Below are 25,413 nucleotides of genomic sequence, written 5' to 3'. Positions count from 1 at the left end.
GTCACGCGACGGAGGCCGCGGTACCGGCGTTGTGGGCGGGCTCATGGGCGTTCGCACTGGGGCAGGCGAGCACCGTGGCGTTCGTGGGCCCGGCTGCACCTTGACCAACGCCGCGACGGTGGTCTCGTCGCCGGTACCGGCGCGCATCCCTCCGAATGGCCACTCGCCTGAGGGAACGAACGTTCTGCCTCATCGATTATGGTCAGATTCGTTTGCGGCTGTCAAGATCGAACGATCTCCATAGGGTTGTCGTACCGGGGACCGCGTCGGTTTCATGACCGGGCCGCGTACGTGGCCCACGATGTCGCCCCGCCACGATGACGTCAGGACGTGCGTTCCGTCTCCGTGAGTTGGGCCATGCCGTTGGTCGCGCGCAACGGGACCTCCTTGATGAACAGGGTGACAAGGAAGGCGACCAGGGCGACCGGCGCGATGTACAGGAAGATGTCGCCGATGCCGTGGCCGTACGCGCCCTCCAGCCAGGTGCGGACGGGGGCGGGCAGCAGCGCGGGGTCGGGCAGTTGCCCGCCACTGGATGCCTTCGCGGCTGTGACCTGGTCCTGGGCGTCGAGCTGACCGATCGTCGCCAGGGCGTGGTGGCCGATCCGGGTGGTGAGGATCGAGCCGAGCACCGAAACGCCCACCGCGCCGCCGAGTGAGCGGAAGAAGGTCACGGTGGAGGACGCGGCCCCGAGGTCGTGGACGGACACCTGGTTCTGGGTGCACAGCACGAGGTTCTGCAGGGTCATGCCGACTCCGAGCCCGATCAGCGCCATGCAGCCGGCTATGTACAGGTACGGGGTGTCGTATCTGAGCGTGCCGAGCAGGGCCAGACCCACCGTGAGCAGAATGCCGCCCGTCAGCAGCCAGCCCTTCCACCTGCCGGTGCGGGTGATGAGCCGGCCGGAGACGGTGGAGGAGACGAACAGGCCGCCGATGAGCGGAATCGTCATGACGCCCGACATGGTGGGGGTTTCACCACGTGCCACCTGGAAGTACTGGCTGAAGAAGACGGTGCCCGCGAACAGGGCGATGCCGACGAACAGGGAGGCGATGGAGGCGAGAGTGATGGTGGGGTTGCGGAACAGCCGCAGCGGGATGATCGGTTCGCCGGCCCTCGTCTCGACGAACAGGAAGATCAACGTCAGCACGAGCGACACGCCGACCAGTGTGCATGTCTGCCAGGACAGCCAGTCGTACTTGTCGTCGGCGAAGGTGACCCAGATCAGCAGGGTGGAGACGGCGGCGGTGACGAAGAAGGCGCCGGCCCAGTCGACCTTGACGTGACGCTTGGTCAGCGGAAGGTTCAGTGTGCGCTGCAACACGATCAGGGCAACGACGGCGAAGGGCACACCGACGAACAGGCACCAGCGCCAGCCGAGCCAGCTGGTGTCGGTGATCACGCCGCCGAGCAGCGGGCCGCCGACGGTAGCGACGGCGAAGGTCGCGCCCAGGTAGCCGGAGTACCGGCCGCGCTCACGGGGCGAGATCATCGCAGCCAGCACGACCTGTCCCAAGGCGGACAGGCCGCCTCCGCCGAGGCCTTGGACGACGCGGGCGGCTATCAGTGTGGCGGGGTTCTGCGCGAGGCCCGCGATCAGGGAGCCGATGACGAAAATCACCAGCGCCGACTGCACCAGGATCTTCTTGCTGAACTGGTCGGAGAGCTTGCCCCACAGAGGGGTCGAGGCGGTCACGGCGAGGAGCGATGAGGTGACGACCCAGGTGTAGGCGCTCTGGCCACCGCCGAGATCGCTGATGATCCGCGGCAGCGCGTTGGTGACCACGGTCGAGGACAGGATGGCGCAGAAGAAGCCGAGCAGCAGTCCCGACAGCGCGCGCATGATCTGCGCGTGGGTCATCGTGCCATTGCTGGTCCCTTCTCTGGGAGGGGCGGGCGACTGCGCACCTGCGCCGGGTGTGGTTGTCATGAAGTGGTTCCCATTCCTGATGTCAAAGGTGTCATGCGGCCGAGGCATTGGTGGTGGGCGATTGCGCACGCGTGTCCTGCCCTGTCCACAGATCGTCGAAGTCGGTGCGGAGCCGGGACAGCAGCATCGTCAGCCGGCGGATGTCCTCGTCGCTCCAGTCGCGCAGCCGTGCGGCGAGTTCCCGCGAGCGGCGTTCGGAGAGTTCGGCGAACTGGAGGCGACCCTTGTCGGTCAGGCGCACGATGCGCGAGCGCCGGTCGGCCGGGTCCGGACGGCGGTCGACCCAGCCCAGCATGGCGAGGTTTGCGACATAGCGGCTGGTGACCGAGATGTCGATGCCGAGCAGTTCGGTGAGCTTGCGGATGCTGATGGTGCCCTGACGGCTCAGCAGGGTGAGCACCGTGGCGGCTCCCTCGGAACAGTCGGCCGGGACGGCCCGGGCCAGTTCCCGTCGCATGGCCCCGACGGCGCTGAGCTGGTGCAATAGCTCCTCATGCAGGGCATTCGTGACCACGTACGGCTCCAAGGTTATTGCTTGAGGCAACTATATGAACGGACTGTCGCCTTAGGTGATCTGACTGGTGGTTGGTGCGGATGAGGCGGGGCGAAGGGGTGACTCGCGGTCAGCGAGACTGGGAGCGGTGCGGTCGTGGCGCTGTACGTTGTCGGCGCGGGGAGGGCAGGGCGTCCTTCGCCTGCACGGTGATGCCGTCCATGACGACGAAGCGACTCCTTCTGCCGGGCGCGATCCAGGCCGTCGTGGCGAGCGGTCGGGCTCGTACGGCGGAGGTGCGACCGCGATCCGGAGTCGGGCTCATTCCGTCAGGCTAGCAGAGGGTCAGATAGAACGTTCGGTACCCGTCGCATCGACGGAGCGACGTCGGGCAGGGGACCGGTACGCGTCGTGTGCCCGACGACTGTGTCGATGTCATGCGGGCCGAGACCCCTTCGAGTCGAGTGCCCGTCACGGGGACACCCTCGAGTCCGCGCCGGGAACGGGTCGCAACTCTCGGCAAGAGGCTTGCGTCCCACCCGTTTACATCGATGTACATTTCGCTCTAGCCTGACGCGCGTCTCCCCACCCGAAAGGGAACACCATGGTGATCCTGAGACTTCGGCATGCCCTCCGACGGCATCGCCATTTCGTGCTCGCGCTGGCCGGCGTACTGGGCCTGCTTGCGGCCACACCCGCCGCCACCTCCCCCTTGACCACCGACGCGGTGGCATCCGCGCCTTCGTCCTTGTCCCTCGGCGCAGCGGCCTCCCGTCCTGTCGCCCCCTCAGCCACCGGGACACCGCTGCGGGACGGAACGGGCCTGTATCCGCGGGTCATTCGGCTCGCGCACAACGGGGCGGCCAATGGGCGCGTCCTCGCCAGCGCCGTCACCTTCGACGGCAACAACGGCATCGGGGCGATCCACGAGAGCACCGACTCCGGAGCGACCTTCCGTGAGGTCGGCAGGATCGCCGACCCCGACTCCGCGGGCGGCCAGGGACTGTGCTGCTCCACGCTGTTCGAGCTGCCTCGCCAGGTGGGCGCGCTGCGGGCCGGCACCCTGCTGTGGGCCTCCTCCGCCGGTCAGGACGAGCCGGACCGTCGTATGGCGCTGCGGATCTGGCGGAGCGACGACGTGGGCCGCAGCTGGTCCTACCTGTCGTCCTGTGCCGTCGCGAGCGGTACGGGCGGGCTGTGGGAACCGGAGTTCTCGATAGCCGCCGACGGCGCCCTGGTCTGCCACTACTCCGATGAGACCGATCCCGCGCACAGCCAGAAACTCGTCGCGGCACGCAGCTACGACGGGGTGCACTGGCAAGGACACCACAACACCGTGGCCGGCAGTTGGGCGCCCGACCGACCCGGCATGCCGGTCGTGCGACGGCTCCCGAACGGCACCTACTTCATGAGCTACGAGATCTGCAACCCCGGCGGCCAGTACCAGTGCGTCGTGCACTACCGCACCTCCGCCGACGGCTGGAACTGGGGCAACCCCACCGACCTCGGTATCCGCCCCGAGACGGCAGACGGCAGATACTTCCGCGCCACGCCCACCATCGCCTGGGCGCCCACGCCGGGCGGCGGGGGCAACGGGCGGATCCTGCTGATCGGGCAGCGGCTGCTCAACCGGGACGGCACGCTCGCCGCGGGCAGCGGACGGACGATCCTCACCAACTCACGCAACGGCAGCGGAGCGTGGATCGCGATCGACGCACCGGTGACCGTGCCGAACCCTGAGGTGAACTACTGCCAGAACTACAGTTCACCGCTGCTGCCTTCGGCGGACGGCAAGACGGTCCTCCAGATTGCCACCGACTTCGAGGGCTCGGTGTGCCGGGCGTACTACGCGACGGGCAGGCTGCCCTAGCCGTCGGACGACGCACGCCCCAGCACTCGCCCGACCGCGGAAGGGCGCGGCCGGGCGGGCGCAGACGGTGACGGCTCCCGTGCCGTTCCCTTGCAGATGACGGCGCTTGGGGCGCCCGCAGCGGCGGGTGCCCCGGTGTCGCGTGGTCGCCGCGTTCGCGAGGAGCACGTCAGACCCCCCGGCCCCGGGCATGCAACGGAGGCTAGATAGAACGTTCTGTTTGACAGTGTCTGTCCGGCGCGGCTAGCTTCGACTCTGTGGTGAGCGTTCCAGGCAGGGAAGACATCCTCCCGAACCATTCACCTGGCATTACCGCAGCAACACCTGATCGTTTACGAATGAGAATCGCGACAATGCGAGGAGACGCGGTGACGGGTCTTGCGGAGTCCATCGAGTCGATGGAGCAGCTCGCCGTGGTGTGGCGGGCGATGGTGCTCGACCGGGACGCAGGTGCGGACGTGCGCGACCTTCCCGGCATCGCTGTGCGGTGGGCAGACAGTCGGTTCGCGTTCTGGAATGCCGTGGTATTGACCGATGTCGGCGCCGACGCGAAGCTTCTTCGGCGACGTCTGGCCGAGACGGCGGACATCATGCGGACGAAGAAGCACCCGGGCTTTCTGTGGCTCTTCGAGGATCTGCTCGACGACGGGGCCCGCTCCACGCTGGAGGAAGCAGCCAAGCAGGCAGGTCTGCAGTACGCCTTCCCCGGCACCGGTATGGCAGGCGACCTCCTTCCTGTCCCCGATCCTGTTCACCCGGATCTGACGTTTGTACGTGTGACCAACGATGAACAGCTCCAGGCGTACGCGGACATCAACTCACGCGGCTACGGCTTCCCTCTTGAAGAGGGCCGCGAAGGGCTCGTCGGCTCCGAGTTGTGGAAGAACGAGGTGCACGCGTACCTGGCCATGCGCGGCGACCTCCCCGTCGCGTGTGCCGGCACCATTGCGGCGGAGGGACGCCTCTTCGTCGTACTGGTCGCCACCGAACCGGAATGGCAGCGCAGGGGCTATGGCGAAGCCGTCACACGCAAGGCACTGTACGAGGGCTTCCGGGCCACCGGACTGACCCGGGCCACCCTGCACGCGACGGCTGCCGGAGCACCTGTCTACCCGCGTATCGGCTTCGAACCGAACTCTCCGATTCGCTTCTTCAGCCTGGAAGGCTGACCCGGCTGACTACGCCCCACGGGCCGTGTCGCAGACCGCGAGGTCACGAGCCGTTCCCATTCCCGAGACCCGGACAGTCGGATCCCGAGCAAGGCTCGCAGGTGACGACCAATTGTGGGGACGGAAACCCAGGAAGAGATTCGGCATGCTCAGTTCCGCCCCCCGCCCCCCTTGGCGAGTGGTGGCGCTTCCGCCCGTGCCGGAGAGTCGCTTGCACGAAATCTTCGACCCGTTGGGGTCGAACTCATCGTGCCGACCGTACGGGACAACGCCGGCGTGCTGGCGTCACTGAACAATGTTGACATTGTCGTGGGGACTACACGGGTGTACTCGCCTTCCAGGCGGATGCGGTCGAAGCAGCTTCGCGTCTTTCGTTCCTTCAAATTCCTCGCGTCGGTGTGGATTTATTTGACCTGGAAGCGCTGACTGCGGCGGGGGTTGCGGTCGGGTTGGCGGGTTGTGTCAACAGCGGTGAGTTCATGACCGGTTGGGGCATGTCACGACGAGTTGCCCTGACCGCCCGGACACCCACGCCGTCGGCAGGCTCGGCAGTCGGTGTCTGTTTTACAGGCAGATGGTAGATCATTCAAGTACTTACATTTCCGCTCCTGAGGTGATCGAATTCAGGTGATCAGATGAATCTGGAGGAAATGTGTTGTTTCCTTATGCGCGAAGAGCCGCAGCGTCCATGGCTGCCGCTCTAGTTGCCGCCTTGGTCGCTCCCGCGACAGCCCACGGCGCTGTTCCTTCACCCCTCGCACACGTTGCGTCGGGCGAGCGAAACGCCGTACACCACGACCCGGTCATGGTGACGTTGATCACCGGCGACAAGGTGACGGCGACTCAGGAGCCGGGCGGTGCGGTGTCGGTGGACGATGTCGCGCGCGTGCCGGGAGCACGGGGATCGGTACGAGTCGCCGTGGAGCGCGGCGACACCTTCGTCTACCCCGACTCCGCCATGCCCTATGTCGCAACCGGCCAGCTCGACAAACAGCTCTTCAACATCAGCCAGTTGATAGCGCAGGGCTACGACGACGCCCAAGCGAGCGCGCTCCCGTTGATCATCACCCACTCCCCGGACACGTCCGCCGCCGAGCGCGACACTCGGGGAGAAGGGGCACGGTCCGCTGTCCCGTTGCCGGGTGCGCAGAGGACCCTCGGCCTTCCGTCCGTCAACGGTGAAGCCGTCGAAGCCCGGCGCTCGAAGGCCTCCGCCTTCTGGTCCGCCCTGACCGGCCCGGACGGCGAGGCTCTGCCGGTGCACAGGACCGGCACCAGCCCGGACGCCGGGACGGGGCCGTCCTTCGCCGCGGGCATCGACAAGGTGTGGCTCGACGGCAAGGCGCAGGCGGACCTCGCGGACACGACGGCGCAGATCGGCGTCCCCAAGGCGCGGGAAGCGGGGGGCACCGGCGTCGGTGTCCGGGTCGCGGTGCTGGACTCCGGGGTGGACACCACGCATCCGGACCTGGCCGACCGTATCGTCGCGTCACGTAGTTTCGTCGAGGGCGAGGACGTCACGGACCGCAACGGACACGGGACGCACACCGCCTCCACCGTGGCCGGTACGGGAGCCGCCTCCGACGGAAAGGAAGCGGGAGTGGCCCCCGCCGCCGACCTGGTGGTGGGCAAGGTCCTCGGTGACAACGGATCCGGTCCGATCTCGGGGATCATCGCCGGCATGGAGTGGGCGGCGCGGACCGAACACGCCAAGGTGATCAACATGAGCCTGGGCTCACCGGTGTGGCACACCCAGGACGACCCCGTGAGCCAGGCGGTCAACCAGTTGAGTGCCGAGACCGGCGCCCTCTTCGTGGTCGCCGCGGGCAACGACGGCAACAGCCCGTACAGCGTCAGTTCCCCGGGAACGGCGGACGCCGCTCTCACCGTCGGTGCGGTGGACGCCTCCGACCATCTCGCGGAGTTCTCCAGCGCCGGGCCGCGGATGGCCGACGACGGACTCAAGCCCGACCTCACCGCCCCCGGTGTGAACGTACTGGCCGCGCGTTCGCAGCAGCTGGAGTGGGGAGAGGGCTACTACCGCCAGGACAGCGGTACTTCCATGGCGGCGCCGCACGTCGCCGGAGCGGCGGTGCTCCTGGCCCAGAAGCACCCCACCTGGACGGGACCGCGGATCAAGGACGCCCTGATGAGCACCAGCGTCCTCACCCCCGCCCACAGCCCCTACCAGGCCGGCACCGGCAGGCTGGACGTGGGCACCGCCTACGTGCAGGACCAGGTCATCGCGAGCGGCTCCGTGGACGCGGGGCTCGTCCTCTGGTCGAAGGACGGTGATCCGAAGACCCTCGAGCGGCAGATCACCTACACCAACACCACCGACCGGCCGGTGACGTTGGACCTCACGCAGGACCACGGCGACTCGCCCGCGGGGGTCTTCACCCTCGCGGTCGACCGTGTCACCGTGCCGGCGCGCAGCACCTCGGTGGTCGACATCGAGGTGGACCCGCGGGGTCTGGCGCCGGGTCAGTACGCCGCCCAGGTCACCGCCAGCTTCGAGGCCGGTACGGTGCACACCGCCATCGGGGTGTCCGTCGAGCCCGAGAAGCACACACTGACGGTCCATCTGAAGGACCAGTCGGGCGAGCCCGTCAGCGGCGACGTCGAGATCACCGGAGCCGACGGGAAGACCACCGTCATGTGGGCCCAGGACGGCACCCTCACCAGCCGCTGGGCGCCGGGCTCCTACACCGTAGTCTCCGCCCTGGAAGTGGAGGGCAGCAACGGCCCGCACTCGCTCGGCTACGCGGTACTCACCATGCCCGAGCTCGACCTCACCTCGGACAAGAGCATCGAACTGGACGGCTCACGCCTGCGCCAGGTCAAGGTGGCTACGCCACAACCCACGTCTGTCACCCACAGCAGGATCGACGTCTTCCGCTCCTTCACCTCCGAGCAGCCCACGCCCACCGATCAGCGGGCACTGCACCAGATCTTCATGCCCTCGACCGCCTACGACAGTATCTGGGCCCTTCCGAGCGAGGCCGAGGCGACCAAGGGCAGCTTCGTCTTCACCACCCGGATCCGTGCCAAGCAGACGCCGTTGAGGGTCACCTACGGCCGGCACGACCTCGACGACACGCTGCTGGTGCAGCCCGGATCCGCTCCGTTCCGCGACGGCAGCACCCGCTTGGACGCCGTCTACGCCGGTGACGGCGCACCTGGTGACTACGCCGGCCTGTCCGTCCGGGGCAAGGCCGTGATCATCCGCAGCAACGACAGCGTGTCCCCGACGGACCAGACGGCAGCGGCCGCCGCCGCGTCGGCGGCGGCGCTCCTGGTGGTCGGCGACGGATACGGCCGCAGCAGCGACTGGTACGGCGACCCCGACGGGAAGGCGACCGGCCCCGTACCGGTCGCCTCGGTCACCCTGGACGACGGCGAGGAACTGATCAGGACGCTCAAAGCCGCCGGAAAGAAGCGGACCAGGCTGACGGTCGAAGCCCATCCCACGCCGGAGTACCTGTACGACCTCGCCGACTACCACCAGGGAGGAGTCCCCGACGACCCGTCCGCCGCGACGGACCCGGGCAGCCTCGCCCGCATCGACAACACCTTCGCCCCACCGGCCGGCAAGCAGATGATCGAAAGCCGTGAGGACAGCCCCTCGTATGAGCACTGGCCCGCTGCCTTCCCCTACGCCGTATACGGATCGATACGTGTCGCCCCGTTCCCGAGGGAGCCGGTCGCCCCGGGACACCGCACCGACTGGGTGTCCGCCGGAAACGGCGTCAAATGGCAGCAGTACGGGAACATCGACGGCTGGCAGACCTTCACCGACATCACGGGATACCAGCCACGCAGTGTGCAGAGCGAACACTGGTTCGGCCCCATCACACGGCCACGCATGCTCAGCTTCGAGGTCCCGCACCGCGTAGGCAACGGCATGGGCGGGAAAGTCGCAGGGTTCGGCGACGGAGGATCCGCCCACAGCGGCGACACCGGGTTGATGTCCCGGAGCTTCGCGCTCTACCAGGGCGACAAACTGCTGGTGCAGAACGGGCCCCGGCCCGACCTCAACGTGGGCGACCTCTCCCCGCAGCGGCTCTCCTACCGACTCGTCGCCACCACCAAGGGCAACACCGAGCTCACCCCGTACTCCACCACCACGCACACCGAGTGGAGCTTCATGTCCGGCGAGGCCGAGAACGAGGCCATCCCGCTGGTCCAACTCGACTACGGAACAGACCTGGACCTCGCCGGGCGGGCGAAACGCTCGTCGGTCCTCTCGGTGCGGCCAGTCGTCCTCGACAGTGACGCAGCCGAGGACGCCGTCGCCTCGCTCAAGCTGGAGGTCTCCTACGACGACGGCGCAACCTGGCAGCCGCAGGCCTTGAAGAAGACCAACGGCACCTGGCAGTCCCGGCTCCACGCGCCCGTCGGAGCCGACTACGTGTCCATCCGCGTCACCGCCGAGCAGCACAACGGCGGCGGTGTCAGCCAGACCATCACCCGGGCCTTCGGGCTCAAGTAGCCAACGCGAGCGGCCGGAGCCCGTCGAAGCATGGGGCTCCGGCCGCTCGTGCGTGCCGGGGCGGCGCGCACGAACGCGCCCTGTCCTGCCGACCGTGCGGACCGACGCGCGGTCCAGGCCGGCTCCTGTCGAGCCGACACGTCTTGAAATCGAGGCCCATGGCGGCGAGTTCGGCCGCCGCCGCGCCCAGTCCCGCCTGGTTCTGGGTCTGTCGACGGCCGGGCGTCGACCGCCTCGTCCTGCGGCTTTGACAGAAGCGCGACCCATCATCATCAATTCGCTAATGTACTAGTGAATAGTGGTGATGGAGTTGGAGTTCCGCATCGACAGGCGGAGCGGCGTCGCCGCCTACCAGCAGATCGTTCAGCAGACCAAGCGGGCGCTGCGGCTCGGCGTACTCCTGCCCGGGGCCCAGTTGCCGACAGCCAAGGCGGTTGCCGAGACCGCCGCGGTCAACATCAACACCACTCTCAAGGCCTACCGCGAACTCGAGCGGGAGGGCCTGGTGGCAGCACAAGAAGGTCAACTACCGGCTGGCCTGGAACCGTACGGGCGACCTGTCCGGCTTCACCAAGAAGGTCGAGAAGACAGACCTCACCAAGGTCAACGTCGAGGTCGGGACGCCCGCCGAGGCCAGGGGCAGGAGCACGACCATCGTCGCCGCGCCGCTGCTGCCCAGCGGCTACTACAACCCCTTCACGACCCGGGGCGACCTGCCACTGACCGGCACGGACTACGTCCTGCCCAACGGGGTCAAGTGGTTCTACCAGGCAGTCCAGTCCGGCCCTCCCGACGCCGACGGCGAACCGACGTGGGAGAACACGCAGGTCAGCGTGGTCAGGGCATACAAGGCGGGCAAGGAGTACACCCAGCGCTTCAACATCGGGGTCTTCGGACCGGCCCTCCCTTCGAGCCCCCTCGCGATCGGCGTCGACCGGCCCGGTGTGACCCGCCTCGGCGATACGATCACGGCGCACATGCCGCTGTTCTCCGACGGCGGCGGCAACGAAGGCTCCTCCGACTTCACCAAGGCCAAGAGCTCGCTCCACGCCGACGGGCAGAACATCTTCGCCGGGAACGACCCGCTGACCGATGTCTCGCACACGGTCCCCGCGGGCAAGCGCAGCTACGAGCTCGCCGTGGACGTCTCCCGGTCCCCGGAGCAGACCAAGGTCAGCACGCGGGTGACCGCCACCTGGACCTTCGCCTCGGCGCACGTCCCGGGTGACACCCCAAAGCGGCTCCCGCTGACGGTCGTCCGCTTCACACCCACGCTGTCGAAGTCCAGCACGGCCAAGGCCGGTACGACCCTCACCGTGCCCTTCGGGCTCCAGGGTGCGGCGACCGAGGCCGGCACACTGCGCAAGCTGGCCTTCTCGGTCTCCTACGACGGCGGCAGGACGTGGCAGAAGGCCCCCGCGGTGACGGGCAAGCAGCAGCTCGAGCTGCACAGCCCCTCGAAGCCGGGCCCGGTCTCGCTGCGCGTCGATCTCACCGACGCAGACGGCAACACCCTGAGCCAGACCATCCACCGGGCCTACCGCACCGTCGCGTAGGAACGGACATCACACAGTCGGGCCCCGCCCCGCCATCCGGCGCAGGGGGCACAGGGGCGGCGACCCGTATGCGCCACTGCGTGGCGTGGCGTCCGTGGTGCGCGACTGGTCGCTTCAGGGGGTGACCCTGGCGATGAACGCGGCGAGGTTCGCGGTGGTCCGTCGGATCTTCTGCTCCAGGGTGAGCGTCTCGTGGAGCTGCGCGCCCATGCCCACCTCTTTTTTGCCCCGTAGGTACAGCGAGCAGGCGAGGTCGCTGCATATGTACGCGCCTACGGTGTTGCCCTGCTGTCCGGCCTTGCCTGCCCTCGCGGCGACCATGAGGGACACGCCCCCGGTGTGCGTGGTCATGCACATCGAGCACATGCTGCGTCGTGTCTGCCAGGACGCGGCGCCGGCGCTGCGCAGGGTGAGGGCCGTCGGCCGGCCGTCGAGTTCGGTGACGAGGTAGGCCCGGTCGGGAGCCTGAGGGTCCCGCCAGCCGAGGAAGTCCAAGTCGTCCCACGGACGCTCGGACAGGTCGCGGGGGACGGACAGGCGCTTCGCCTCACCCTTGCTGCAGTTCACGAACGCCCAGCGGATCTCTTGTTCGGTCAGTGCCTTCATATACATCAGGCTAATTTGCCTATAGGTTTTAGGCAATATCATGATAGATGTAGGGCAATGGAAGGACAGCTATGGCGCGTGTGGGACTGAACTCGGAGCGCCTGACACGGGCAGGGGCGGAACTCGCCGACGAGGTCGGCTTCGACCAGGTGACCGTCTCGGCGCTCGCCCGACGGTTCGGCGTGAAGGCAGCGAGTCTGTACTCGCACGTCAAGAGCTCGCAGGACCTCAAGACCCGGATCGCCCTGTTCGCCCTCGATGAACTCGCCGACCGGGCCTCCGACGCCCTGGCCGGCCGGGCAGGCAGGGACGCCCTGGTGGCCTTCGCGGACGCCTACCGCGACTACGCCCGGGAGTGCCCGGGGCGCTACGAGGCCACCCGGCTCAGGCTCGACCCCGAGACGGCGTCCGCCATGCCCAGATGACGCGCGCCCTCCTGCGTGCCTACCACTTGGCGGAACCGGACCAGACGCACGCGGTCCGGATGCTCGGCAGTGTCTTCCACGGCTACATCAGCCTGGAGCTGGCCGGAGGATTCAGCCACACCGCCCTTGATCCGCAGGAGTCCTGGCTCTGGACGCTGGACTCCCTCGACGCCCTGCTGCGCGCCCACGGCGCCCCCGAGTAGCAGGTTCACACCCCCCGGCGTGCCCGGCGCCGCACGCCGACGCGCCCGGACAACCCGTACACCTTCGACCGACAGGCTGAAGACCATGAACACCGAGCACGACTGGACCACCACCCCCATCACTGCGGACATCCTGCGCGGCTTCCTCGACCTGGAGCCGACCGCGCACGGCCTGCTCCCGCACCGGCTGCCCGCACGGGCACGCCGGCAGATCCCCGACGAGCTGCTGACCCTGGCGGAGGCCCAGCCGTCCGGCGTAAGGCTCGTCTTCCGCACCAGGGCCACCACCGTCGAACTGGACACTCTGCCCACCCACCGCGCCTACCAGGGCTTCCCGGCCCCCGCGGACGGCGTCTACGACCTGCTGGTCGACGGCCACCTCGCGGCCCAGGCCACCGTTCCCGGCGGCAACGTCCGCGTGATCACCGACATGGCCACTCAGGCCCAAGAGCTGCACGAGGGGCCCATCGGCACAGCTCGCTTCACCGGCCTGCCGGCACAGGACAAGGACGTCGAGATCTGGCTTCCGCACACGGAGATCACCGAGCTGATCGCACTGCGCACCAATGCCTCCGTCGATCCCCCGCCGGACCGTGGACGCAGGGTGTGGCTGCACCACGGCAGCTCCATCAGCCACGGCTCCAACGCCGCCCATCCAACCGCCATCTGGCCGGCCCTGGCCGCGGCCCGGGGCGGGGTCGAGCTGGTCAATCTCGGGTTCAGTGGCAGCGCGCTACTCGATCCGTTCACCGCCCGCGCGATGCGGGACACGCCGGCGGACCTGATCAGCCTGAAGATCGGCGTCAACGTCGTCAACACCGACACGATGCGCCTGCGTTCGTTCGGCCCCGCCGTCCACGGCTTCCTCGACACCCTTCGCGAGGGCCACCCGACCACACCGCTCCTGGTCGTCTCGCCCGTCTGGTGCCCGGTCCAGGAGGACACTCCCGGTCCCCTCATGCCCGACTTCGCCGACGGCACCTTGAAGTTCAAGGCGACCGGCGATCCCGCCGAACGCGCCGCAGGACGCCTGACGCTCACCGTCATCCGCGAGGAACTCTCCCGGATCGTCGCCCAGCGGGCGGCCGAGGACCCGAACCTGCACTATCTCGACGGCCGCGACCTCTACGGGAAGAAGGACTACGCGGAGTTCCCGTTGCCCGACGAGATCCACCCGGACCCTGCGGGGCACCGCCGCATCGGTGAGAACTTCGCACGGCTCGTATTCGGCGGCGGTGGCCCCTTCACCGCCACAACCGCCTGACCGGGTGCGGGCCGGGCGCCGCAGGGTGTCCGACTGCGCCCGACCCGCCGGGCATCCACTCCCTGGGGCACTGCTTTCAGGACCGTGCCGTGACCCGGACCCGCGCGGGTCCCTTGGGCATCAGCGTGATTCCCGCTCCCAGTGGCACTTCACCCTCCTGCGTGTCTGTGAACTCGAACTCCCGTAGCAGCACGGCCAGGGAGAGCACCGACTCCAGCATCGACAGATGCTGACCGATGCATGCCCTTGGACCGCCGCCGAAGGGGAACCAGGCGTAGCGCGGGCGTCCCGCCTCCGCCTCGGGCGTGAAGCGCTCCGGGTCGAAGCGCTCGGGCTCCGGCCAGTAGTCGGGGTGCCGGTGGGTGACCCAGGGGCTGGCGAAGACGTCGGCGCCGGCGGGTATCCGTACGCCCTCGATCTCCGTGTCGGCGACCGAGCGGCGGCCGATCAAGGGCGCCGACGGGTACAGCCGCATGGTCTCCTTCAGCGCCATGGTCAGATACGGAAGGTTCTTCATGTCCGCGGCTTCGGGCGCCCGCCCGCCAGGACCTCCGAGCACCCGGTCCACCTCCTCGCGCACCCGCCCCTGCTCCTCCGGGTTCCGGGCCAGGAGATGGAGCCCGAAGGCGAGGGCGGTGGCGGTGGTCTCGTGGCCGGCGAGGAGAAAGATCAGTACCTGTTCCCGTAGTTCGCGGGCGTCCAGGCCGCGGTCCTCGTCGTTCTCGGCACGCACCAGCAGGGAGACCAGGTCGTCCCCCTCCCCGTCCCGCCGGCTCGCGATGATCCCGTCGCAGAGGCCGAACAGCTCCCCCTGGAGGCGCGCGGCGCGGCGATTGGCTGGAGTGGGCCAGTTCCTGGGCACCTTGAACGGGGAGAGGCCGCGCTTGAGGGAGTACTTCTGCAGCGGCGGCAGGGTGCGCTCGATGATCTCGAAGGCACCCTTCACTTCCGTGCCGAACAGGATGCGGCCCACCACGTGCAGCGCGAAGCGGTGCATCTCACTGACCAGGTCGACACCTCCGCCCGGTGCCGCGCGCCAGACGTCGGCCAGTGCGGCGGCCTCCTCGGCGACCTGCCGTCCGTAGCCGTTGACTCGACGCCGGGTGAACAGCGGTTGCACCAGACGCCGTTGACGGAGATAGACGTCGTCCTGGCTGGTCAGCAGCCCGTTGCCGATCGACTGTCGCACTTCCTCGTTGACGCTGCTGTCCTTGCGGAAGTTGGCCGCCTGGGTCGCCAGTAATTGCTGGACGCCGGTGGCCGAGAACACCCCGCAGCGTTCCGAGCGCAGCCCGGGTGGGCCGGCCCGGAAACGTACTACGTCGCCGTGGTCACGGCGGGCCTGGAGGTATGTGCCGAGGGGGTCCTTCAGCAGGTCGCTCATCGAGCCGAGCAGCGGGCTGCCCGACGCGATCGGCGCCGTCGTCGTCATGCCTCATCACCTCTCTGGTCGAGCCCGGTTCGGGTTCCTGGCCCTGGGGAGAACCTGAGGTGACAGCAGGTCAGTCACCGCTGAGAGTTCGGATCTCATGCCCGGCGGGCAAGCCCCGGGCATCCGGATCAGGAATCGACCAAGCAGTGCATCCGTCCGTCCGCACACTACATCACAAGACAGAACGTTCGGTATGAGTTCACAAGACAGAACGTTCGGTATGAGTTGTGACTGAATCCCGGACAAGGAAGCGCCGGTACAGAGTCGCGACGGACGTGGCGGCGAAGCGCTCTCGGCCGCCGTGCAACAGCGTGCGGCGGCCGAGAGCGCTTCGAGGGCCGAGGCCGACGGCAGGGCCCGGAGGTGCCGTCAGCCACTGGTCACCGGTAAATCGACTTCACCTGCTGGTAGTTGAGCAATGCCTCCGGTCCGAACTCACGGCCGAGCCCACTGGCCTTCACCCCGCCGAAGGGCGCCGCGGGGTCGACCGTGTAGTGGTTCAGCCCGACTGTCCCGGTGTGCATCCGGCGGGCGACCCGCATGGCGCGCTCGTCGTCGTTCGTCCACACGGTGCCGCCGAGGCCGTACTCCGAGTCGTTGGCGATACGCACGGCATCGTCCTCGTCGGTGTAAGGGATGACGGACAGCACCGGCCCGAAGATCTCCTCACGGGCGATGACCTGCGCGTTGTCGACGTCCGCGAAGACGGTCGGCGCGACGTAGTAGCCCTTCTCGAGATCCGCGGGGCGGGAACCGCCCACGACCAGCCGGGCGCCTTCCGCCCTGCCCTTCTCGATGTACCCCTCGACACGCTCGCGCTGACGCGCGCTCGCCATTGGGCCGACCTGTGTCCTGGGGTCCAGGGGGTCTCCGACGGTCAGGCCGCCGACCAGGGACGCCACCGCGTCCACGACCTCGTCGTACCGGCTGCGCGGAGCGAGGATACGGGTGCTGGCGAAGCAAGCCTGCCCGTTCGCCAGCAGCGTCGCCTGGACGAACGGCTCGGACATCGCCGTGCCGAGGTCCACGTCGTCGAGGATGACGGCGGCCGACTTGCCCCCGAGTTCCAGCGTGACCGGGCGCAGCAGGGTGCCGCAGGTCGCGGCGATCTGCCGGCCCGCGGTGGTGGAACCGGTGAAGGCCACCTTGTCGACGCCGGGATGGGAGACCAGGTACGCGCCGACCTCACGGCCCGCCGGAACGACGTTGACGACGCCGGGCGGCAGCTCCGCCTCCTCGACGGCCTCCGCGAAGAGGACCGAGTCGAGTACGGTCTCCGGCGACGGCTTCAGCACGAAGGTGCACCCCGCGGCCAGGCCGGGCGCGTACTTCGTCGCGGACAGGAGCTGCGGTGCGTTCCAGGGCACGATCGCCGCCACCACGCCCAGGGGTTCCCGGCGGACGTGTACAGGCGCGCCGAGCATGCCGTCGCGAACGGTCTCGCCCGGGTTGTCGCGGATCAGATCGGCGTAGTACCGCAGCAGAATGCCCGGAAGAGCGCCCTCGACCTGTTCGGAGAGCCCGATCGTCATGCCGTTCTGGGCGCTGACGATGTGCGTGATGTCCTTGACCCGCCGTTCGAGAGCGTCCGCGAGACGATAGAGGGCGTCCGCCCGCCGTCCCGGCTCCCAGGCGGCCCATCCGTCCGGATCGTCGAAGGCGGCCCGGGCGGCGGCCACGGCCGCGTCCATGTCCTTTTCACTGCCGTGCGGGACCGAGCCGAGCACGTCCTCCGTGCTCGCACCGAAGACCGTGATCCGCTCGTCGGACGCGGGGGTCACCCAACGGCCTCCGATGAAGAGCGAATCGTGGTGCGCGTTCATGCTGTCTCCTCTGGTGGGCGTTTCAGGCCCAGCCCTTGTAGTGGTCAGCGGGAAGCGGGTGGTCGACGGGGACGACCCGGGAGTTGACCGCCGTCAGGCACCCCGGGCAGCACAGCTGCCGGAAGACGATCTCGGCGTCGACGTACTCCGACGGGTCGTGCCAGATGTGCGGGCCCGCCTCGGCCGGTGCCGCCTCGCGGCGAGCCAGCGCCTCGACGAACGCGCCCTCGGCCAGCGGCCCGATCTCGGTGCTGCAGTGGACACACACCACCGTCCCGCCGTCGGGCGATTCGTGGACGGCGAGGTTGTCGTCGAGCCGGCGGGCCCCGCTCAGGTCGTGCGTGCCGATCGGCGCGAGCCGGGCTTCGGACAGACCGGCGCCGGCGGCACGGCGGTGCCGCAGCTTCTCGCGGATCTCGTCCGTCGCGGTGACATCCACTTCGCCGTCTTTGCGCAGCACGACGCCGTAGACGTCCCGTGCGGCGTCCGGCGACACCCGCACCTGCCGCACGTCCTCGCGCACGGCTTCGGCCGGCCGCAGCAGCGGGTCGCCGTAACCGCCGCCGGCCTGCCAGTGCAGGTAGAGCGCGTCACCCGCGCCGAGGGCCGACTCACCTTCGCAGGGCAGCACCTCGATGTCGCCCTCGAGTTCGTCGAGGTCGCCGGGGATCGAGGTCGCCCCGGCGAGCTGGGGAACCCCGATGCCGCGCACCACCAGGTCGAGTTGGGAGTTCCCGGGGTAACCACCGGCCAGTCCGACGTTCTGGTTTGCGACCTTGCCGGTGCCCGAGACGACCAGCGACATCGATCCGCTCTGGTCAGGATGCTGCACGTAGCAGACGGAGCCGCTCATCCCGCCCCGCTGTCGACCCGGACCGCCGGAGTCGGTCTGCTCACGCCGCCACAGGGCGACGAGGGGGTAGAGGTACTCGGTCATTTCCACGTCAGGGGCCCGAGCCGAGGGAATGATGAGGCGGCCGCCGGTGTCGACGCCGTCGTGGTGCACCTGGGCTCCGTAGCCGCCGGCCATGACGTCGAAGATGGGGGACACAAAGCCCTTGCTGCCGCCGCCGCGGACGTCGACGCCGGAGACCACGCACAGGTCGGTGGTGCCGTTGCAGATGGACTGCACATCGGTGCGGTGGTCGGGTTCGGCGTCCAGCATCTTGGCGATGACCTCGGCGACGAGGTTGCCCGATCCCCAGGCCGGTCCGAAGGGCCCCTTGCCCACGGCCGCCGGGAATGACGCGTTGGTGATGGTGTTCTCTTCGGTGATGATCTCGAAGCAGCGCATCAACCCGCCCGCCGCCCACGGGATGTTCCCGGCCAGCAGGGGCAGCATCGTGAAGACGATGCCGGCCCGCAGGCCCGGGTAGGGGCAGTTGATGATGCCGGTCTGTTCCGCCGTTCCCCGGAAGTCGAAGACGAGCCGGTCGGCTTCCTTGGTCATCGTGACCTTGATGGCGTGCATGCCGCGGTCGCCGGTCCCCGACTGCTCCTGGTAACCGACCGCGCTCCATGTGCCGTCGGGCAGGCTTTCGAGCTTGGCCCGCAGCCGGCGTTCCGCGTCGTCCATCATCCGGCGCATCACGGCCTTGACCGTGTCGGCGCCGTACTTGGTGATGAGCCGCAGGATCTGGTCGGCGGCGTTCTTGTTGGCGGCGATCTTGGCGCGTAGATCGAGACCCACCAGGTGGGGAAGGCGTGACCGGCGGACCCAGGCGTCGGCGACGTCGCGCTGCAGCACCCCGCCCCGGACGACCTTGAGTGGGGGAGTGGGGACGGCTTCGCCGAACACGTCCTGGGCCGACGGGCTGAACGAGCCCGGCCGCTGACCGCCGAGGTCGACCTGGTGGGCGATGGCCGTCGTCCAGCCGAACAGCTTGCCGTCGTGGAAGATCGGGGCCAGGATCGCGGCGTCGTTCTGGTGCAGGCCACCGCCGATCCACGGGTCGTTGCAGAGGAACATGTCGCCCTCTTCGATGCCCGGGTTGTCACTGCGGTTGCGCAGCGTCCAGACGATGGCCAGGTCCATCGAGCCGATGAGGCCCACGTTGTAGGCGCCGACCTGGACCTGCTCGCCGAGTTCGTCACAGATGGAGAAGTTGAAGTCGTTGGACTCGGTGACGACGTGCGAGCCCGACATCCGCCGCAGCGTCTCGCCCATCTCCTGGGTTATGGCCCACAGCCGGTGCCGCACCACCTCGTAGGTCAGGGCATCGACCCGGTCGGCCGTGCCTTCGTCGATCTGGTGCAGCGGAAGGGAGGGAGAGATCTGCCGGAGCAGTTCCTCGCGTGGCAGGGGGCGGCTGGTGAACTCGTCCGCCCCGGGGATCTTGGATGTCATGGAAGCTGTCCTCACTGGTAGCGCAGTACGAGGTTGCCGAGACGGTCGACGCGGCCGGTGACCCCGGCGGGCACCACGACCACCGTGGTCGGGACGTCGACGATCGCCGGACCGACGAGCTCGTGGCCTGCCCGCAGCCGGGCATAGTCGTAGACAGGGGTGGGCACGTAGCCGATCTGTGAGTCGAGGCAGACGTGGCGCTCATCGACCAGTGCCTTCGCCGGGTCGGGGGTGTCGGCCTCGGGGGCGACGGGCAGCTTCACGGGGAAGCCGAGGCCGGCCTTGGCCCGCACGCGATAGGTGATCGCCTGTACGCCGGCCTCGCGGTAGCCGGCGCCACTGCCGTTGATGCGCTCGTACTGCTCCTCGAAGCGCTCCAGGATCTCGGCACCGGTGCGCTCGGTGAACTCCGTGTCCGGGACGGTCGTCGAGAGCTCGGTGACCTGCATCGAGTAGCGCAGGTCGATCTCACGCTGCAGTGTCACGTCCTGGAACTTCACCTTCTGCCGGTCGAGCGCGCGCTGCAGATCGGCTTCCAGACGGGCGTAGTGCGATTCGAGCACCCTGTGGTCGACCGGGAAGGACGACGGGTCGGAGAGCTCGGCACTCATGATGACGTCCGAGGCGGCGAGTCCGTAGGCCGAGAAGGCGGAGGCGACGGGCCCGAGGGGTACGACCACCTCGCTCACTCCCAGGTCCTGGCAGTAGCCGGCGCAGTGCGCGGGGCCGGCACCGCCGAAGGCGTAGGCGACGAAGTCGCGAGGGTCGTAGCCGGCCTGCACGACGGCTCTCCGCAGCAGGTCACCCGCCTGGGCGTTCTGCACCTCGTGAATGGCGATGGCGGCCTCTTCGACGGTGAGGCCGAGCGGCTCGGCCACATGTTCCCGGAGCGCCTGCCGCGCGAGGTCCATCCGGAGCGGCTTCCTGCCGCCGAGCAGCCCATGGGGATTGAGGATGCCGAGGACCAGATTCGCGTCGGTGTTCGTGGGACGCGTGCCTCCGTTGCCGTAGCAGGCGGGGCCGGGGACGGCCTCGGCGCTCTGCGGTCCCAGGCGCAGGTTCCCTCCGGAGTCCACGGAGGCGAGCGCCCCGCCGCCGGAACCGATCGTGTGCACGCGGATGGTCGCCGCGTTGATCGGGAACTGGTTCACGATGGAGCCGGGCGCCATGACCGGCTCGCCGTCGACGATGAGTCCGGCCAGGAAGGTCGTGCCACCGACGTCGGTGGTGATGACGTTGCGATGTCCCAGTTGTTCGGCCAGGCGCATACCGCCGATGACGCCGCCGGACAGGACGGAACCGACCGTGGTGATGGCGTGCTCCGGCGCGCGGTCGGCCGTGATGGTGCCGCCCTCGCTCTGCATGACCAGCAGCGGCCCCTTGAGGCCGCCCTCCTCCAGCTGCTCCTGCAAGGGGAGCAGGTACGTGCGCAGACGCGGTCCCACCTGGGCGTTCATGATGGTCGTCGAGGTCCGGGAGAACTCGCGGATACGCGGACTGACCTCGGACGAGAGCGTGACGTACATCTCCGGGGCGATCTCGTGGATCAGTTCACGGACGCGCTGCTCGTGGGAGCCGTTCTTGAACGACCACAGCAGACAGACCGCGATCGCCTCGACTCCCTGGTCCACGAGGGACCGGGCGACGCTGCGGACCTCGTCCTCGTCGAGAGGGACCAGCACCTTGCCCGTGTGGTCGAGCCGCTCGGTGACTTCGAGCGCCCGGTACTTGGGGATCAGCGGCGCGGGTTTGCGCTGCCGGAGCGTGTCCTGGATCTCGTGGGCCGATCTGCCGAGCGTGCGGCCCTCGGCGTTCATGATGTAGATGGCGTCCCGGTGGCCCTTGGTGGCGATGAGCCCCACATCGGCCACCTGGCCCTGGACAAGGGCGTTGATCGACGCGGTCGTGCCGTGGGCGATGTAGTCGGTCTGCGACAGCAGTTCACCGACGCCGATACCCAGCTCGCCCGCGAGGTCCTCGATCGCGCGCATGACGCCGACCTCGCGGTGCGGCGGGGTCGTCGGCGTCTTGGCCGAGACGATTCGGCCGGCGCCGTCGGAGGCGACCGCGTCGGTGAAGGTGCCGCCCACGTCGATGCCCAATGCGTATGACATTGTTGCCCTTTCCTGGTGATCTCTACCGCTGGTGGGCGGCGACCCGCCCGGTGACTGTCTGCAGGAGCTCGTCGGCTCGAGCGCCCGCCCCGCCCATCCAGGCGACGTGCTGGTCCGGACGCACGAGCAGCAGCTCGGTCGGGTAGCGGTCGGGCCACCGTCCAGGCACGTCGACCACGCTCAGAGGGATCCCGAGCTCGCGGGCCGCCGCCGTCCATGACGTCACGCCGACGCTCGGGTCCGTCCGCAGGAGGGTGAAGCCGGGGTCGAGCACGTCGAGAACGGACCGGTCGTCGTCGAGCCACACGTGCGGCAACCGGAAACCGGGCTGCGCCTTCTGCAGGTAGCCGCCCATGGTGATCGCGGCCTGATCCTCACCACCGACCACGAGAGGCGAGTCCGCGTAGTGGTATCCGAAGCTGAAGCCGTCGGGTGAGTACCGCTGCGGCTCCGAGGCGGCGAGCCGCTCGGCGAACTCCGCGCGGGCCCGCTCGCCGTCCGGGCCGGGCAGGTGGATGTCGGGCGAGAATTCCGCGAACGCCTTGTTCGCCGCCGACCCCACCGCGCCGGCGAACTGGTCGCCCACCGGCTTGCGCTCCAGCTCGTACGCGTCCAGCACCTCCGGTGACGCCCATCCATGGTGGACCGCCGCCAGCATCCAGCCCAGCGTCGCCGCGTCCTGGATGCCGGCGTTCATGCCGAAGCCCCCGACGGGGATCCAGATGTGGGCGGCGTCCCCGGCCAGGAACACCCGCCCGCTGCGATATCGCTGGGCGACCAGCCTGCGCCCGGTCCAGCGCACCACCCCGAGCACCTCGTGCGCGACGGATTCGCCCACCGCCTCACGCAGCAGCGTCTCGGGGTCCTCGGTCTCGGTGTCGTGGTCCGGGGTGAAGGCGACGTGGTGGAGCCACAGCTCGTCACCGTCGATGGCGATCAGCGAGGAGATCCGGCGGCCGTAGGTCCAGTACGTCCAAGCCCTGTCCCGTGCCGCCAGTTTCCCGAGCTCGGGCGAGCGGAGGAAGGTCGACACGAATTTCTGGATCGCCTCGACTCCCTCGTAGCGGATGCCCAGCTGACGCCGGACGGTGCTGTGCGCGCCGTCGCAGCCGACCAGGTACGAGCAGCGCACGGTCCGGCGTGTTCCGGCGGTCTCCACGACCGCCTCGACGTGGTTGTCGTGCTGCTGGAACTCGACCAGCCGGGCGCCACGCTCAAGGGTCAGGCCGGGCAGCTTGCTCGCGTGTTCCTCCAGGATCGGCTCGAGGAACAGCTGTGAGATCCGGTGCTGCGGTTCCGGGGTGGGCCACTCGTCCTTGCCCGCCCCGGCCAGCACGTCGCCGGCCGCGGGCAGGTCGATGCGGAAGATCTCCTCGCCACTCAGCGTCGTCCGGTAGTGGATGGAGGTGGGGTAGTCCTCGGGCAGCCCGGCCCGCCGGACGTCGTCCGCGACACCGAGCCGACGGAAGATCTCCATCGAACGGGCGGACGTGGTGTTGCACCGGGGATTGATGCCCCGTTCCTCCGTCGCCTCCAGGACGTGACACGCCACGTTGCGGCGGGCCAGGTCGATGGCGAGGGTCAGGCCGGCCGGGCCGGCGCCGACGATCAGGACCTCGACGTGGTCCTCACTGCTGCTGATCGACTTCGTCATGAGCTCAGGAACTCTCCTACCAGGCTGCAGAATTCGTCCGGCCGGTCGACGTGAATCCAGTGTCCGGCCCCCGCCACCACGTTCAGACGGGCGTCCGGCAGGGAGTCGACGAGGCGCTCGGAGACCTCCACCGGCGACACTCGGTCGCACTCGCCGTGCAGGGCGAGAACGGGAGTGGCGATTCTTGCGAGATCGATGGGCGGGGGGCCGTCCACGTCGGCGAACATCGCCCGGAATGCCGACTCCGCCCCGGGCCGCAGGGCTTGCCGCAGCCGGACGTCGGCGAGTTCGTCGAGGAGTTCGACGTGGGCGCTTTCGTCGGCGACCAGGCGGCCGAGGGTGGCCCGCATGGACTGCTTGGTCGGATCGTCGTAGAAGGGAACGGACGGGGGCAGTGGTCCGGTTCCCGCCCCACCCATGACGACGGCGCGCTCGACCCGGTCAGGCGCCATGGCCAGAAGGGCGAGCGCCGCGGCCCCGCCGGCAGCCGAGTTGCCCACGAGGCGCACGCGCTCCAGGCCTTCGCGATCGAGGAGATCCAGGACTTGCCGTGCGCGGGCCAGCGCCCAGGCGCGCGGACCCTTGATCCCGTCGGACCCGGCGATCTGCGTGCCGAACCCGAGAAGATCCGGGGCCAGGCAGCGGAACCCGGTCGAGAGGCGGGGGCGTACGCTCGCCCAGTTGCTCTCGGCGTCGACGCCCGGCCCGCCTCCATGGAGCAGAAGGAGAACCGGACGTGCGTCCGTATCGGCGACGTCGTCGGATGAGGCCGGCACTTGCAGTCTCCTTTAGTGGATCGTATGTGCGGATCGCTGTTTCCGGCAGCCGACAGAGGGATTTGTTGCTGCCGATCCACGCGACCAGGTCAAGGACATCACCGATGGCTCGATAAGGTGGGTCTGTGCCGGGGTCGTCGGGTCCGCCCCGTGGACGCGGACCTGGGGGAGGCGCGGGCGCCGGAGATCACCTCGGAGAGGCGGTCGACGCCGGGCGCCGCAGGATGTTGTCAGGGCACGGCATTGTGTCGTCGCCCTGTCGCCTGGAAGGCGTTTCGGCGGTGCTTCTCGCCACGGATGCAACGTTCAAAGGAAACCTCGCTTCATTGCGACGGTCGGTCCGGCCCTGGGAAGCTGAGCCGGCGCTGTGAGGCGTGCCGGTGAGGTGTTCCAAAGGCGCTGGTATGTGCCGCGTGTGAGGGAACTTGTGCGTGCCGTGTGTGCGGCGTGTATGTAGCGTTCACTCTACGGCTTTGGAAACGCGTTGGCTACAGGCAGGACATGACAGCGGCAGAGTCGTTTCGGTGCGGCGTGACCGGAAGCCGACGAGGCCCCCGAGCGGCGTGATGGGGACGTCGGACGTCTCGATCAACAACTCGGGGGCCTCGCTCGTTCACAGGGCGGCGATGTCAGCCTGTACCGACTTGCCCCACGTCACGCCTTCGGCGTGCGTGCCCGCGAAGTCCGGGTCGACGTAGATGTGGACTCGCTTGATGAGCTCGCCCTCGAACTGGAACACATTGCAGAACATCCCGCAGGACGAAACGCCGTCGGGGAAGTCCATGCCTGACGTCGTGGTTCCCCTTTCCCGGCCCTCGACGATCACGTAGTCCCCGGACGGCAGCACGGTGAAGCTGTCGATCTCGTGCTCCAGTGACGCGATGTGCCGGCCGAGGCCCTGAGCGAACGCTCCGATCTGCGCTTTCCCCTGGGCGATGCCGAGCTTCGGGTAGAACATGCGGGCATCGTCCGTGAAGAGGTCGATGAGTCAGGGTCGCCGGCGTCAACCATGCGGAAGTAGTGGACGGCCATCTCCTCGCGCCGCTTCAGAATGTCCTTGGTAGCGGTCACTTTTCCTCCTGGTGCGTGGCACTGCGAAATTCTTGACCCGTTCGTCCAGAACGCTAGCCGTTATGGACGAATCAGTCAAGAACGGTTAGGTCGGCGGCATGGCACGACCCAGGAAGTTCGACGAGCGGCAGGTACTGGACACTGCCCGGGAGCGGTTCTGGTCGGGCGGGTACGCCGCCACGCGGAT

Annotated in this window: 15 protein-coding genes and 2 pseudogenes; 7 read left to right on the top strand and 10 right to left on the bottom strand. The window is 68.6% G+C overall.

Going from position 1 to position 25,413, the window contains the following annotated elements; genetic code table 11:
- Positions 1–323: 323 nt before the first annotated feature.
- Positions 324–1,862 (bottom strand): MDR family MFS transporter, encoded by a 1,539-nt coding sequence (locus ACZ470_RS38210; protein WP_468434575.1) that lies wholly within the window; start codon positions 1,860–1,862, stop codon positions 324–326.
- A 100-nt stretch (positions 1,863–1,962) separates the two neighbouring features.
- Positions 1,963–2,445, bottom strand: a complete 483-nt coding sequence (locus ACZ470_RS38205; RefSeq protein ID WP_468434574.1) for a MarR family winged helix-turn-helix transcriptional regulator — start codon at positions 2,443–2,445, stop codon at positions 1,963–1,965.
- Positions 2,446–3,076: 631 nt separating this feature from the next.
- Between ACZ470_RS38205 and ACZ470_RS38200 the strand changes: the two genes are divergently transcribed.
- The 5 genes and pseudogenes from ACZ470_RS38200 (at position 3,077) to ACZ470_RS38180 (ending at position 11,511) form a co-directional block, all read left to right on the top strand.
- Positions 3,077–4,294, top strand: coding sequence for a sialidase family protein (locus ACZ470_RS38200; RefSeq protein ID WP_468434573.1), 1,218 nt, complete (start codon positions 3,077–3,079; stop codon positions 4,292–4,294).
- A 368-nt stretch (positions 4,295–4,662) separates the two neighbouring features.
- Positions 4,663–5,463 carry a GNAT family N-acetyltransferase gene (locus tag ACZ470_RS38195; protein ID WP_468434572.1) on the top strand — a complete coding sequence of 267 codons (801 nt, stop codon included), beginning with the start codon at positions 4,663–4,665 and terminating at the stop codon, positions 5,461–5,463.
- Between the two features lie 805 nt (positions 5,464–6,268).
- Positions 6,269–9,955, top strand: coding sequence for a S8 family serine peptidase (locus ACZ470_RS38190; RefSeq protein ID WP_468434571.1), 3,687 nt, complete (start codon positions 6,269–6,271; stop codon positions 9,953–9,955).
- Positions 9,956–10,259: 304 nt separating this feature from the next.
- Positions 10,260–10,478: pseudogene (locus ACZ470_RS38185) on the top strand (GntR family transcriptional regulator); the annotation flags it as partial.
- Positions 10,390–11,511, top strand: a complete 1,122-nt coding sequence (locus ACZ470_RS38180) for a hypothetical protein (RefSeq protein WP_468434570.1) — start codon at positions 10,390–10,392, stop codon at positions 11,509–11,511. The pseudogene ACZ470_RS38185 and the gene ACZ470_RS38180, both read left to right, overlap by 89 nt.
- A gap of 114 nt (positions 11,512–11,625) precedes the next feature.
- Here ACZ470_RS38180 and ACZ470_RS38175 read toward each other — a convergent pair whose 3' ends face one another.
- Positions 11,626–12,117, bottom strand: coding sequence for an FBP domain-containing protein (locus ACZ470_RS38175; protein ID WP_468434569.1), 492 nt, complete (start codon positions 12,115–12,117; stop codon positions 11,626–11,628).
- A gap of 71 nt (positions 12,118–12,188) precedes the next feature.
- On the opposite strand from ACZ470_RS38175, the pseudogene ACZ470_RS38170 reads away from it, so the two are divergent.
- Positions 12,189–12,745: pseudogene (locus ACZ470_RS38170) on the top strand (TetR/AcrR family transcriptional regulator).
- A gap of 85 nt (positions 12,746–12,830) precedes the next feature.
- Positions 12,831–14,009: a GDSL-type esterase/lipase family protein gene (locus ACZ470_RS38165; protein ID WP_468434568.1), complete on the top strand. Its 1,179-nt coding sequence runs from the start codon at positions 12,831–12,833 to the stop codon at positions 14,007–14,009.
- Between the two features lie 76 nt (positions 14,010–14,085).
- Here the strand turns inward: ACZ470_RS38165 and ACZ470_RS38160 are convergent, their stop codons facing one another.
- The 7 genes from ACZ470_RS38160 to ACZ470_RS38130 all read right to left on the bottom strand — a co-directional run bounded on the left by ACZ470_RS38160 (position 14,086) and on the right by ACZ470_RS38130 (position 25,140).
- Positions 14,086–15,441 (bottom strand): cytochrome P450, encoded by a 1,356-nt coding sequence (locus tag ACZ470_RS38160; RefSeq protein WP_468434567.1) that lies wholly within the window; start codon positions 15,439–15,441, stop codon positions 14,086–14,088.
- A 380-nt stretch (positions 15,442–15,821) separates the two neighbouring features.
- Complete coding sequence (locus ACZ470_RS38155) at positions 15,822–17,264, bottom strand: aldehyde dehydrogenase (RefSeq protein WP_468434566.1); 1,443 nt, start codon at positions 17,262–17,264, stop codon at positions 15,822–15,824.
- A gap of 22 nt (positions 17,265–17,286) precedes the next feature.
- Entirely contained in the window at positions 17,287–19,611 is a 2,325-nt protein-coding gene (locus ACZ470_RS38150) for a hydantoinase B/oxoprolinase family protein (protein WP_468434565.1), read from the bottom strand.
- Between the two features lie 11 nt (positions 19,612–19,622).
- On the bottom strand, positions 19,623–21,725 hold the full coding sequence (locus ACZ470_RS38145; RefSeq protein WP_468434564.1) for a hydantoinase/oxoprolinase family protein: 2,103 nt from the start codon (positions 21,723–21,725) through the stop codon (positions 19,623–19,625).
- Between the two features lie 22 nt (positions 21,726–21,747).
- The gene (locus tag ACZ470_RS38140) at positions 21,748–23,379 is read right to left on the bottom strand and encodes an FAD-dependent monooxygenase (protein ID WP_468434563.1); all 1,632 of its coding nucleotides are present in this window, start codon (positions 23,377–23,379) and stop codon (positions 21,748–21,750) included.
- Positions 23,376–24,155, bottom strand: coding sequence for an alpha/beta fold hydrolase (locus tag ACZ470_RS38135; protein ID WP_468434562.1), 780 nt, complete (start codon positions 24,153–24,155; stop codon positions 23,376–23,378). Before ACZ470_RS38135 ends, ACZ470_RS38140 begins: the two co-directional genes overlap by 4 nt.
- A 613-nt stretch (positions 24,156–24,768) precedes the next feature.
- On the bottom strand, positions 24,769–25,140 hold the full coding sequence (locus ACZ470_RS38130) for a nuclear transport factor 2 family protein (RefSeq protein WP_468434592.1): 372 nt from the start codon (positions 25,138–25,140) through the stop codon (positions 24,769–24,771).
- Positions 25,141–25,413: the final 273 nt, after the last annotated feature.

The sequence above is a fragment of the Streptomyces sp. NPDC031111 genome (assembly GCF_055570675.1).
This window is presented reverse-complemented; position numbering and strand designations above follow the sequence as displayed.

What these genes read in the sequence shown, in the direction of transcription:
- ACZ470_RS38210 (WP_468434575.1), bottom strand. Translation starts at nt 1,862, where the DNA reads ATGACCCACGCGCAGATCATGCGCGCGCTGTCGGGACTGCTGCTCGGC.
- ACZ470_RS38190 (WP_468434571.1), top strand. Translation starts at nt 6,269, where the DNA reads ATGGTGACGTTGATCACCGGCGACAAGGTGACGGCGACTCAGGAGCCG.
- ACZ470_RS38175 (WP_468434569.1), bottom strand. Translation starts at nt 12,117, where the DNA reads ATGAAGGCACTGACCGAACAAGAGATCCGCTGGGCGTTCGTGAACTGC.
- ACZ470_RS38165 (WP_468434568.1), top strand. Translation starts at nt 12,831, where the DNA reads ATGAACACCGAGCACGACTGGACCACCACCCCCATCACTGCGGACATC.
- ACZ470_RS38160 (WP_468434567.1), bottom strand. Translation starts at nt 15,441, where the DNA reads ATGACGACGACGGCGCCGATCGCGTCGGGCAGCCCGCTGCTCGGCTCG.
- ACZ470_RS38155 (WP_468434566.1), bottom strand. Translation starts at nt 17,264, where the DNA reads ATGAACGCGCACCACGATTCGCTCTTCATCGGAGGCCGTTGGGTGACC.
- ACZ470_RS38150 (WP_468434565.1), bottom strand. Translation starts at nt 19,611, where the DNA reads ATGACATCCAAGATCCCCGGGGCGGACGAGTTCACCAGCCGCCCCCTG.
- ACZ470_RS38145 (WP_468434564.1), bottom strand. Translation starts at nt 21,725, where the DNA reads ATGTCATACGCATTGGGCATCGACGTGGGCGGCACCTTCACCGACGCG.
- ACZ470_RS38140 (WP_468434563.1), bottom strand. Translation starts at nt 23,379, where the DNA reads ATGACGAAGTCGATCAGCAGCAGTGAGGACCACGTCGAGGTCCTGATC.